This window comes from Cyclobacterium xiamenense (assembly GCF_900109255.1).
In the GTDB taxonomy this organism is placed as follows: domain Bacteria; phylum Bacteroidota; class Bacteroidia; order Cytophagales; family Cyclobacteriaceae; genus Cyclobacterium; species Cyclobacterium xiamenense.
This window is the reverse complement of sequence record NZ_FNZH01000001.1, coordinates 614,131-626,645: the sequence shown is the minus strand read 5'-3', so window position 1 is coordinate 626,645 and position 12,515 is coordinate 614,131. Positions and strand designations below refer to the sequence as shown.

7 protein-coding genes are annotated in these 12,515 nt (G+C 52.2%); 6 read left to right on the top strand and 1 reads right to left on the bottom strand.

The genetic code is table 11. The features are described 5' to 3' along the window. Window positions 1–110: 110 nt before the first annotated feature. Both BMW71_RS02190 and BMW71_RS02185 read left to right on the top strand, forming a co-directional pair. Window positions 111–6,608, top strand: a complete 6,498-nt coding sequence (locus BMW71_RS02190; RefSeq protein ID WP_143057528.1) for a PKD domain-containing protein — start codon at window positions 111–113, stop codon at window positions 6,606–6,608. Further along, window positions 6,605–7,636, top strand: a complete 1,032-nt coding sequence (locus BMW71_RS02185; protein WP_092168839.1) for a PorP/SprF family type IX secretion system membrane protein — start codon at window positions 6,605–6,607, stop codon at window positions 7,634–7,636. Before BMW71_RS02190 ends, BMW71_RS02185 begins: the two co-directional genes overlap by 4 nt. Here the strand turns inward: BMW71_RS02185 and BMW71_RS02180 are convergent. Beyond that, window positions 7,633–8,895, bottom strand: a complete 1,263-nt coding sequence (locus BMW71_RS02180) for a glucuronyl esterase domain-containing protein (RefSeq protein ID WP_092168836.1) — start codon at window positions 8,893–8,895, stop codon at window positions 7,633–7,635. The two genes, BMW71_RS02185 and BMW71_RS02180, sit on opposite strands and share 4 nt — an antisense overlap. A gap of 202 nt (window positions 8,896–9,097) precedes the next feature. Between BMW71_RS02180 and tyrS the strand changes: the two genes are divergently transcribed. The 4 genes from tyrS to BMW71_RS02160 all read left to right on the top strand — a co-directional run bounded on the left by tyrS (window position 9,098) and on the right by BMW71_RS02160 (window position 12,511). Continuing rightward, the gene (tyrS, locus tag BMW71_RS02175) at window positions 9,098–10,387 is read left to right on the top strand and encodes a tyrosine--tRNA ligase (RefSeq protein ID WP_092168833.1); all 1,290 of its coding nucleotides are present in this window, start codon (window positions 9,098–9,100) and stop codon (window positions 10,385–10,387) included. Window positions 10,388–10,435: 48 nt separating this feature from the next. Further along, complete coding sequence (locus BMW71_RS02170) at window positions 10,436–11,134, top strand: TetR/AcrR family transcriptional regulator (protein ID WP_092168830.1); 699 nt, start codon at window positions 10,436–10,438, stop codon at window positions 11,132–11,134. Window positions 11,135–11,250: 116 nt separating this feature from the next. Then, on the top strand, window positions 11,251–11,457 hold the full coding sequence (locus tag BMW71_RS02165; RefSeq protein ID WP_092168828.1) for a hypothetical protein: 207 nt from the start codon (window positions 11,251–11,253) through the stop codon (window positions 11,455–11,457). Between the two features lie 286 nt (window positions 11,458–11,743). After that, window positions 11,744–12,511, top strand: coding sequence for an SDR family NAD(P)-dependent oxidoreductase (locus BMW71_RS02160; RefSeq protein ID WP_092168825.1), 768 nt, complete (start codon window positions 11,744–11,746; stop codon window positions 12,509–12,511). The last annotated feature ends 4 nt before the right edge of the window (window positions 12,512–12,515 follow it).

The window sequence follows — 12,515 nt, the reverse complement described above, 5'->3', positions numbered from 1 at the left end:
TAAATAATCAACCGAATTAAGAAAATTTCTGGTACAATTCACTAATTTTGGTTTTGGGATAGATTATACTCACAAATTTGTATTTCTAATAATTAAAATTGTTTTTTATCGTGCGTAATTTTTTGAGGAGGTTGCTTTTTCGCCTGAAAATAACGGGGAGTGTAGGCTGGCTGACCGGGCTGGTGCTGGGGATTACAGCTTTGCAGACAAGCGGAACTGTCTGGGATAGTTTTGCGCCGATCTCCATTACCGGACAGCAGGATGTACGCATATTTTATGACGAAACGCTAGAGATTTCCCTGGACATGCTTTCCATCGATTACGATGGCGACCCTTCGAACCTTACCCTGCAGGTTGAGGATGGGACGGGTTACCTCCGTTCGGGAAACGCCATTACCCGAACCATCGAATACGACGAAAACTGGGCAGCAGCCGGGGAGGAAATCACGGTTAATGTTCAGGTAAGCGACGGTGCCGATGATGCAACCTACGGACTAACCGTTTTGGTGGTTCCACCGATGACCCAAACCAACTACAGCGAAAATACTTGTTTGGGTACCATCTCCCTGACCGTGAGGGCCTACAGACCTGATCCGGGTGTGGCCTCCGAATCCTTTCCCTTTACCTTTACCTTGTTGACTCAGGACGAGGAGGTCATCGACGTCATCACCTTCAACAGCAACTTTCCCGGTCAGAGCAGTGCTTCCGCTACCTTTGGCGGAACGGGTCTGCCACTGGATCGAAACAGTGCCTACATCATCCAGGTGGAAGACAACCTGGGAAGAACTTTCCAGCGGGATGCCGGACCCATTGGGGAAGCCTATTCCCTGGATTTTGACTTGAACGTAGCCGGCCCCTTGTGTGCCGGCGATCCCGGAGGGGTGGTCGAATACATCATATACAATGCCGAAGTGCCCCTTGGCTTTTTTGGTATTTTCGACGACGAGGGAAATCTGGTAACCGAACTATTCGACATCGTCAGCCTTACCGAGGATTATGTCGTCGTGAGTACAGATAATCTAGCGGCAGGTAATTACACCCTTGAGGTAACCGATCGCTTCGGATGCATGGGATCGGAACCCTTTGAAATCGTATTGCCCGAACCCATTCAGGCAGTGGAAACACTCACCGATCCTACCTGCTTTGGAGCGTCCGACGGGCAAATTGATTTGTATATCAGCGGGGGCTGGTCACAGCCCTTTGCGGGTAGTCCCATCAACGCTGCCCGGGAATATGCCATTGAATGGTTTACCGCTGGCGGGACCGAACTGGGTGTTGGAGCCAATGAATTGGTGGAAGAGGGTGGTACCGTGACGGGCATGAACAGCAGCCTTACGGGCCTGGCTGCCGGCGGGTATTACGCCGAGATAACCGAAAGCGTGCGGCGGTTTGAGATTCCCGATGCCGAGCCCCTGGTCTGTACGATTACTACCCCTATTTTTGTATTGGATGGTCCGGATCCGTTGGACCTCAATGCCAACTCCACCGACATATCCTGCAACGGTGCGGGAGACGGCTTGCTGAGTATCTCGCCCTCCGGAGGAACGAATCCGTACACCGTCGATTGGTATCGGGGCAATTTTACCGACCTGGAACTTCCGGACCCGACTGGATTGACGGAGTTGGTGGAGCAAGCCGGAGACGGTCCGTTCCTACGCCAGGGATTGCCTGCCGGAGATTATGCCGTTTTGCTTACCGATGCAAACGGTTGTTTCCTTGCCGAAAACTTTTCGATCGCGGAGCCCCCGCCCCTTTCCATGACGGAGCGCACGGATTTGCGGGAAGACGTGCTGTGTTTCGGTGAAGCGACCGGAACCATTGTGGTAGAGGTGGACGGACCCACTACGCCTCCCTACTTTTTCGAGGCTTTCCGGGATGGGGATACAAACCCGATCGGCGCGCCCATCGTTTCGCTGGGCTTTGCCCCGATATTTTTCAACAATCTCCCGGCGGGAGAATACCGCGTGCGCATCACCGACTCTTTTGGTTGTACCTTCGATCTGGATGGCATTCAAATCGAACAGCCGGCCACCGGTCTGCTCATTGAGGAGCCGGTAATCTCGGATTACAATGGATTTCAGCTTTCTTGTGCCGGGGCCACCGACGGGAGCATCGAACTGACCATTACAGGAGGTGAGGGGGAATTGGATTTCCTCTGGACCGGACCGGATGGCTTTGAATCCACCGAAAAGGATATCTTTGATCTTTCACCGGGCCAATACCAATTTGTGGTCACCGACGAAAACGGCTGTACGGCTACCCTGGGTTCGGTTGAAATGAGCGCGCCTCCGCCATTGACGGTAGGTGCGGATATTCCGCAGTACAACGGTTTTCAAATCAGCTGCTTCGGTGCCGCCGATGGGCGGATTAGCTCCCTGCCCGAAGGGGGCACCGGTACCTATACCTACAGCTGGACCGGTCCGGATGGATTCGCATCGGATCAGCCCGAGCTAACCAATCTGGAGCCGGGGAACTACGAACTTACCGTTACGGATGAAAACGGCTGTACTGCAGCAGCCAATTATTTGATCGAACAACCGACGCAACTGGTCATCAACGAAATACCCGAAGAGCGGGTGAACATTACTTGTTTTGGTGAAGATACGGGCGCCTTGACTGTATCATTGACCCTTTCCCTACCTCCTTTTCAGCTGGACCTTGGTCTGATGGGGGAAGCCGACCCGCTGCGGACCATTAGCGAATTTACCGAGGAATTGTATGAATTTGCCAACCTGGAGGCAGGCAACTACTGGGTACGTGTCACCGATGGCAACGGCTGTACGGATACAGTCGAAGACATCCCCATTATTCAGCCAGAAAACGGTTTAGAACTGGAAAACGTCAGTGTCTCCGACTACAATGGATTCGGTATCTCCTGCCAGGGGGCAGGAGATGGCTTTATCTCCCTGGAGGCCATCGGTGGCCTGGGCGATGTGAGCTACGCCTGGACCGGTCCAAACGGCTTTACCTCCGAGAGCAGTTCCATCGCCAATCTGGATCCCGGAACCTACGAGTTACTGGTTACCGACAATACAGGCTGTACGCTTGCCGAAACCTTTGAGGTAACGGAACCCGAGCCCCTGGAGCTATCGGCGGAAGTTTCTGATTTCAATGGCTTTGCTATCCAATGCAATGGTGGCGATCAGGGATTCATCAACCTGAGCCTTTCCGGGGGCGCGGCACCGCTTACCGTTGCCTGGACCGGTCCGGAAGGGTTTGTTTCGGATGCTCCTTCCCTGGAAAACCTGAGCGCAGGCCTCTACGAACTCATCGTCACCGACCAAAACGGCTGTGAGATCAGCAATAGTTACAATTTGCTGGAACCTGAGAGCCTGGAACTGATTGAATTGACCGATGAAAAGGTAGATGTGGCCTGTTTTGGGCAGCAAACGGGAAGCCTGGGGGTTACCCTAACGCGTGGATCGTCGGCTCCTTACGCTTTCCGGCTGGAGGATTCCGAGGGCACGCTCGTACGGGAAGCACCCTCCCTTGCGGATACCAGCTGGATCGTATCAAACCTTCCCGCCGGCAACTACCGGGTGCAGGTAACGGATGCAAACGGCTGTACACAGGAGCTTGCAGACCTGGAGGTCAGCCAGCCAGCGCAAGGGGTGCAAATCGAATCCATCGAGACTTCCGATTACAATGGCTTTGGCATCAGTTGTTTTGGTGCCGGAGACGGATTTATCGAGGCAACCGTGAGCGGAGGTTCCGGGACCTATACCTTTTCCTGGGAAGGCCCCAATGGCTTTACCTCCGAACAGGCCTCACTCACCGACCTGGAGCCCGGCAGCTATGTATTGACCGTCACGGATGAAAACGGCTGCATCCTTTCAGAAACCGCCGAATTGACCAGTCCCGAACCCCTAACACTTGGAGATAACGTTTCCGATTACAACGGATTTGCCATTCAGTGTGATGGGGGAAACAACGGCTTTATCGAACTATCCCTTTCCGGAGGAGTGGCCCCGCTTTCCATCAACTGGACCGGGCCCAATGGCTTCAGTGCCGGGACTGCCGAGCTGGAAAACCTGGAGGCCGGCCTGTACGACGTACTCATCACGGACCAAAACGGCTGTCAGATTAGCAGCAGCTACAACCTGCTGGCACCACAGGGGCTGGAAATCATCGAGTTGACCGAGGAGAAAGTAGACGTTGCCTGTTTTGGACAGGAAACGGGCAGGCTGGGAATCAGCCTAAGCCAATCCTCCCTTCCGCCGTACCGGTACCGGCTACTGGATGCCGGGGGTACCATTGTCCGTGAGTTGGACGACAGCGCAGAGACGAGTTGGATCGTGGAAAACCTTCCTGCGGGCACCTACCGCGCAGAAGTAACGGACGGCAACGGTTGCCAACAAGACATGACCGAGCTGGTAATCACCCAGCCCGAGGCAGGCGTACGGATCGACTCCATTGAGGTCTCGGATTACTCCGGATTCGGTGTCAGTTGCTTTGGCGCCACAGACGGCTTCATTCGGGTCAACGTTTCCGGTGGATCGGGTACCTATACGTTTGACTGGACCGGACCGGATGGGTTTATTTCCTCGGAACCGTTTGTCGAAAACCTCGCTCCCGGTACCTATCAGGTGAGCCTTCGGGATGAGAACGGGTGTACGCAGCAATCCGATCTGCTGGAAATCCAGTCGCCTGAACCGGTGACGGTGGATGCAGAGGTATCCGATTTCAACGGCTTTGCCATTCAATGCCACGGGGCAGACAATGGGTCTATCAGCCTGACCGCGGCAGGGGGAACGGGCAACTACCGCTACAGCTGGACCGGTCCTGATGGTTTTCTATCGGATGCTGCGGCTATTTCCGGACTTTCTCCCGGCACCTATCAGGCACGGGTCATCGATGAAAACGATTGCGAAGTGCTGCGCGAATTTGAGCTGGTTCAACCTGATCCCCTTCAGGTATCCCTGGACGAAAAGGTGGACGTACTTTGTTTTGGCGAGTCCACCGGATCCATAGCGATCGCGGTAAGTGGGGGTGTTCCCGATTCCTACCGCTTTGAATGGAGAAGGAACGGGCAGCTCATCGATACGAACAGCCAAAACCTGACCGACATACCGTCCGGAAACTATGCATTGACCGTGGTGGATGCCAACGGTTGTAGTGCCGGAATCGGGGAAATTGAGGTGGTGCAGCCGGAGGCAGCCCTCGAGGTGACACTCAATCAAACGGCCATTTCCTGCTACAATGCCAACGACGCCAACCTGTACGTGGACATTCAGGGCGGTGTGGAACCCTATCAGGTAAGTTGGAACATCGGTTCCACCTTACGGGAATTTACCGGCATCGGACCGGGCTTTTACCAGGTGACGGTCACCGATGCAAACGGCTGTACGCAGGTGCGGGAAACCGTCATTGAAGATCTTCCGGTATTTGCGATCGATCCGGAGGTGGTCCCCATCTCCTGTCACGGGGCGGCGGATGGAAGCATTCTCCTCAACCTGGAGGGTGGGGAGGCACCGGTTCGGGCCATTTGGGATCACGGACCCGAGCAGTCGTCCCTGTTTAACCTGGGTCCGGGCGAATACCGGGTGCTGCTCGAAGATGCAAAGGGCTGTACGCTGGAACGAACCTTCAATTTGGTGGAGCCTGACCTCTTGGTGGTGGTAGAGCAAATTCAGGATGCGCTTTCCTGTGAAGACGGGCAAAGCGGGTCCATTGACCTGGTGGTATCGGGAGGAACGCCACCCTATGCTTACAACTGGAGCAATGGAGCCACTACCGCCGGGATAGCAAATCTGACCAACGGGAGCTATTCCGTGGAGATCACCGATCAATCCGGATGCTTTGTCAGTCAGACGTTCCAGGTAAACCGGCCTTCGCCCATCCGTATCGACATGGTGTCCACCACCACTTCGAGTTGCGAACCCAGGGAGATTACGGAGACTTTTGACATCAACGTGGATGGAGGCGTAGCGCCCTATACCATCGAATGGAGCAGTGGAAACGTTTCTGAAGATGGGTACCGCATGGTCACCAGCGAACCCGGAACCTATTCGGTAACGGTGACCGACGGCTTCGGATGCAGGCAATCCAGAAGTTTTGTGGTGGACAACAGTCAGGTACTGGTGGAAGGCGATTTTGCCTCCGCCTCCTTCCCGGTCTACGGAGAAAACCTGGTCAACTACGAGGTGCAATTTATCAACAACAGCAGTGGCAATATCCGCTCCTATTATTGGGATTTTGGGGACGGCAACAACAGCCTGGAAGCGGCGCCAGTTCACCGCTATCAGGAAGCCGGAACCTACACTGTGGAGCTGACGGCTTATGATGACTGGGGCTGTGCTACGAACAGCAGTTTTCAAATCGAAATCCTGGATTATTTCCTGGAAGTACCAAACGTATTTAGTCCAAACGGGGACGGTATCAACGACCACTTCTTCCCGAAATTTCTCTACATCGAAACGCTTTCTTTCACCGTCATGAACAAATGGGGAGAGATTTTATTCCATACCGAAGACCTGGATTCCCAGGGATGGGATGGCAGTTACCGGGGGCAACAAGCCATCCCGGGTAATTACGTGTACAAAATTGATTTTACGACTACCGATGGCAGGAACTTTTCTGATACCGGTGCATTGATGCTTTTGGAATGAGGTATTTACGGATCGTCGCCCTGATCGGGGCCTACTTATTGATGAATTTGGAAGAAATCCGGGCGCAGGATTTTCATTTTACGCAGTTTTACGCGGCGCCGCTAAACCTCAGTCCTGCATTTGCCGGAGCGATGGAAACGACACGCGTCGGGATCAACTACCGCAAGCAGTGGCCGGGTTTCGGCTACGATTTCAATGCCGCCGGTTTCTACTACGACACCTACCTGACAGATTCCAGGCTGGGTGTGGGCCTTTCTGCCTCCCAGTTTACCGAATCCTTTTTAAAAATCCGCTCGGCAGACCTTGCGGGCTACATCTCCTACCGGCTCAACCTGGATGAATCTACCTTTCTCCGTTTTGGCGGGCAGTTTGGGGTGGTCAACCGCAGCCTTACCTTACAGGAATTGGTTTTTGGCGACCAGATCAACCTACTTACCCGAAGCATCAATCCAAGCAGCATCGACCGGCTTCCCGGCGAAGACAGCAACTGGTACCCGGATATCTCCTTTGGCGCGCTGCTGCAGGGACGGGACTTTTGGTTGGGAGTCAGCAGTGCCCATCTGACGCAACCCAATGTGGGCTTTTTGGACGATGGCGTTGGCAACAACCTGCCCATTAAATGGGGGTTTCATGGCGGGTACGTCAAAGACCTCGACAACCGCATGTTCAAAACTAACCGGATTCGCAATGTTTTTTCTGTCTCCTTTAACTACAAGCGACAGGGTACCTTTCAACAAATCGAGGTCATCCCCCAACTACAGGTAGAAAACTTCATCGGTGGTCTTGGCTTTCGAAACGTCACCCGATTTAACGACCTGCCCGACCAAAACTCCATCAACGCCGTCTTGGGATTTAGCCTTTTGGACGGGATTACCATGGCTTACAGCTACGATTATATGCTGAACCGATTTAGCACGCCAGCGCACGTGTCGCACGAGGTATCGATTTATTTTACCGATTTAAGAAAGAAACGCCTCATCCAGACCATCCTCCCCTGCCCTCCCGGCAACGCCAACTGGAGGTATTAAAAATGCATGTCAGCAAAGTCCAGGTATTGCTCCCAGTCGTACGGCAATAAACCGTGGCCTCCGGAACGGACATGGTAGCCAATATGCCCCATTTCCGGCTCGTCCACCGGTGGCTGTGCGGTGACGGGCATCCCCTGCAGACCAAACAACGCATATACGGGACTTGCCGCTACACAAGACAAAAACTCTCCCCTGGGATCCGCCCAGCGATCTTCCACGCCGCTGGCGACGTAAACCGGACGTGGTGCCATAAGGGCCAGCAGCTGGTGCTGATCGATGGGTAAAGCGGCTTCGTTTTCGTTGTATTGGTTAAAATTTGCGGCAAACCAATGGGGAAACGAACGGTTGATCCTGGCTACCGTTTCTCCGTATTTCCTCCGGGAAAGTGCCGCTCCCCCGCAGCCGGAATTGTTGGAAATGACCAGTGCAAAACGGGTGTCCACGGCACCAGCCCACAACGCCGCTTTTCCCAAACGACTGTGGCCCAACACGGCTACTTTTTCCGGCTGTATCCAGGATTCGCTTTCGAGGAAATCCATCACCCGGGAAAGGCCCCATGCCCAGCCAGCAATACTGCCCCAGGATGCCTCATTTCTACGTTCTTCCGGATACAGAGCATGTACCCCATTCCGAAAGCCATCGTCAAAATCCGGATCTACTTCGCCGTAGTACAGGCTGACCAAGCCGTATCCCCTGGAAATGATCGCTTCGTAGGGCCAATTGGGAATCCGTTTTCCCCTGCCGGCCTCAGAAGCCCGGTTACCGCTACTGCCCATGGCCTCGTTGTTTCGAATCCAGGCCTCGGTCACAGGAACCTGGGCATCGCTAGCGAGGGTGTGGTTCCCATAAAAATTCAACCCGAGAAAAGCCGGAACCGGCTGGCCCGTGTTCGGGTAAAACAGCAAAAGATCGAAAAACACTTCTCTCCCATTTCGTTTCAGGTGCAGCCTGACGCCCTTTCTGCTGGCTTTTCCCGCCAGGAAATTCGGGTTTTCAAACAAGGTTTCGGCATGCAGCTCCCCATCCCAGTCCGGGGATTTTCCATACACATGCTTTTCAAATAGCGTAACCAGCTCCTTTCGACGTTCCAACCAGTCCTCCACATGGTTTACCTGACCACCCGCTTCAAACCGTAGCGGGTCGGGTAGCGAATAATCCGGTACCCCGGACTCTTCGTAGTTGGGTTCAACTTGCTGAGCCGGACTGGGGCTACCGAAACTAAGGGTACCAAGTACCAGAAGTATCAAGAAATTTTTCATGGCGGTGGTTATTTGACACAAAAGTTAGGCAAAAAAACGCTATGTAGAGCCGATTGCTTTCCACAATTCAGGTGGATAGGACAAAATCCGCCTCTGGAACAAGTGTCGCTATGTTGGGTAGTGGATAGAATAAGGAACAAATCTTCCTTCCTTTGGTACGGAACCCGTATATTTGCGCTCGCAAGTAACCAGGAGCACACGCATGAATAATTTTATAGAGGAATTACGGTGGCGGGGAATGCTACAAGACATGACCGCAGGTATTGAAGAACATCTCAACAAGGGGAAGGCAACCGCCTATTTGGGCTTTGACCCTACGGCAGACTCCCTGCATATTGGGCATTTGGTGGGCGTCATGACCTTGCTTCACTTTCAGCGGGCCGGACACCAGCCGGTAGCCCTGATAGGCGGCGCCACCGGAATGATCGGTGACCCCTCCTTTAAATCCGCCGAACGAAACCTGCTTGACGAAGAGACCCTGGATCGGAACATCGCCGGAATTCAAAAGCAGCTGGAAAAATTCCTTGATTTCGGTTCGGACAAGTCCAATCAGGCGCTGTTGGTCAATAATTACGACTGGATGGCCGGCTTTTCCTTCCTGGAGTTTATTCGGGATGTGGGGAAATACATAACGGTCAACTACATGATGGCCAAGGACTCCGTAAAGCGGAGGTTGGAAGAGGGAAATGGTCTTTCCTTTACCGAATTTACCTATCAACTCATACAGGGCTACGACTTTTACCACCTGTGGAAGCATCAAAATTGCAGCATCCAACTGGGGGGCTCCGATCAATGGGGCAATATTGTGACCGGGACCGAGCTGATTCGAAAAAAAGAAGGCGGAGAAGCGTATGCGCTGACCGTTCCCCTGATCACCAAGGCAGACGGAAGCAAATTTGGGAAGACCGAAGGGGGAAGCGTTTGGTTGGACCCGGAAAAAACCTCTCCCTACGCATTTTATCAATTCTGGCTTAACGTATCGGATGCCGATGCCGCAAAATACATTCGCATATTCACCACGCTGGACCGTGAGGCAATCGAAGCGCTGGAAAAAGAGCACGCAGAAGGACCACACCTTCGCCTACTCCAAAAAGCCATCGCCAAAGATGTAACCATTCGTATCCACAGTGAGGCAGACTACGAAATGGCCCTAAAAGCCTCCGGAATCCTTTTTGGCAAATCCTCCCTGGAAGACCTTGCTTCCCTGGACGAACGCACCTTTCTTCAGGTGTTTGACGGCGTGCCCGTCATGCCGGTAGAACGCTCCTCCTATCTTAACGCGGAAAATGTGGTCGAACTGCTTTGTGCAGACCAAACGATTTTCGCATCCAAGGGCGAAGCGCGAAAATTGATACAGGGGGGAGGACTCTCTATCAATAAGATTAAAATCACGGATCCCCATGCCAAACCGGAGATCCCCTTGCTTCAGGAAACCTATCTGCTCGTGCAAAAGGGGAAAAAGAACTATTTTATCATCACCATCACCGGTTAATGAAACCCACGGCATGCGTGGAATCCCGATGAACAGCCAGACTCAAGAATGGGCGTTTACGAAAGACAACAGCGAGAGAAAAAAATCCTGGAGGCGGCGATCCAGCTTTTTGGTGAAAAGGGGCTGCATGTTAGCACAATGGCGGACGTTGCCAGGAAAACGCGAATTAGTAAGGGACTGATTTACTTTTACTACAAGAGTAAAGAAGACCTGTACCTGGCCCTCACAAAAAAGGGCATGGATGAGTTGAAAGAGCTGTTCAACAAATCCTTTGGAAAACCAAAGGAAAAAACCGGTTTGGAAATAATGACCACGCTGGTCGAGGGCTACCTCTCGTTTGCCCGGGAAAAAGCGGTCTTCCATGACGCCCTGCTCGACTTTCTGTCCGTGCTTGATTCTTATCAGGTGCAAAGAGAAAAGGTCAGCCCCCTGATTTTGGAAAGTCCCTATTTTACCAAACTGCTTCAAAGTCATCACGATCTGGCTAAACTGGGAATCAAAGCCATTTCCATGGGTATACAGGACGGCAGCATCCGTCCGGATTTGCATGCAGAAAGTGCGTTTTATACCCTATGGAGCATGATGATTGGCTACACCAAGGTGACGGGTTCGGTATCCCTGGAGCCCGGTGATATCAAGATAAATGCCGAGAGCTGGAAAAACGGCTTCTTAAAATTATTTTTTGAGATTCTCAAGGGAAGTAATACGCCTTTTAAAAGTCAGCCGGTTCAGGGCAAACTGTTTTAGTGATTGTACCGGGTCCACACTTACTGGGTTTTCGGAAATAAACTAGCGTAGAAAAGCGATTAGGCACCTTTCTTGTGCTAGTTAGGCCAAAGCATGTAAAACCAAATTTATGAATTATGGATTTAGTAATCGGATTTTTGTTTGTACTGGCTGTCGCGCTTGCGTTGTATTTGATTTTCAAGCGAATTTTTAGTCGAAAAAAGGGCCAGGTAGACCGGACGCAGGAACTCTCATCCAAGGAGGTGATCGGCAAGGAGGTATCAAATTTTGATGCAGATACCCAAAAAGGGGATACAACGGATGAATCGTCCAAAAACCCCTAGTTGGCTCTCTTGCACCTGATCTCACCGCCTTCCGGTAGTCTCCTACCCTGTCCCATTCCTGAATTGGGAAAGTCCCCCGCGCTTTCCCGTCGATATCCACTGGGAAATCCCTCTGCGGGTTGGTAGCGGCATGCCCGTTTGCTCAAGGCGGGCCCAGGTTTTTCCAGTTGATACCTTTGGGGCTTTAATCCACGAAAATTAAATGATAAGCGGATGTGTGAAATTCATAGGAATACGCTAAATTGTACCTGAAACATTAAAAATTGATTTTTCTACCAAATAGACCATGGATTTAAGTTCGCTGTTTTCGCTTCAAAACAAAGTTGCCATCGTTACAGGTGCCAGTAGAGGTATTGGTTTTTCGATTGCTCATTTTTTTGCGGCGGCTGGTGCAAAGGTGGTGATCAACAGCCGGAATCAGGAACGATTGGATGAGGTGACGCACAAGCTTCGGGAGAAAGGATACGAGGTGATCGGGATTGCTAACAATATTGGCTACCCCGAAGATCGGCAAAACCTAATCAATCAGACCATTGAAAAGTACGGCCAAATTGATATTTTAGTAAATAATGCTGCGACCAATCCCGTATTTGGGCCCATTGAAGAAAATGAACTGGCGGTGTTTGACAAAATTCTTGACGTGAACCTCAAGGCTCCGTTTGAGCTTTCCAAGCTTAGTTTACCCTACCTGAGGCAATCTGCTTCGGCATCCATTATCAATATCAGCTCCACCGCTGCCTTATCGCCGGAAAAGGGACTGGGACTGTACAGCGTCAGCAAGTCGGCACTGAATTCCCTAACGAAGGCGCTTGCCAAAGAATGGGGGACGTATAATATTCGTGTAAATGCCATTTGTCCCGGGTTGATCAAAACAAAATTTAGTGAAGTGCTGTGGTCCAATGAAACGATTAAGGAGAAATTCCTATCTGATCTTCCCCTCAAACGAATCGGGGAAGAGGGGGAAATTGGAGCCATGGCCTTGTTTTTGGCCTCGCCAGCATCCAGCTACACTACGGGAGCCGTTTTCACGGTAGATGGCGGATTCAATGCCTGAGATA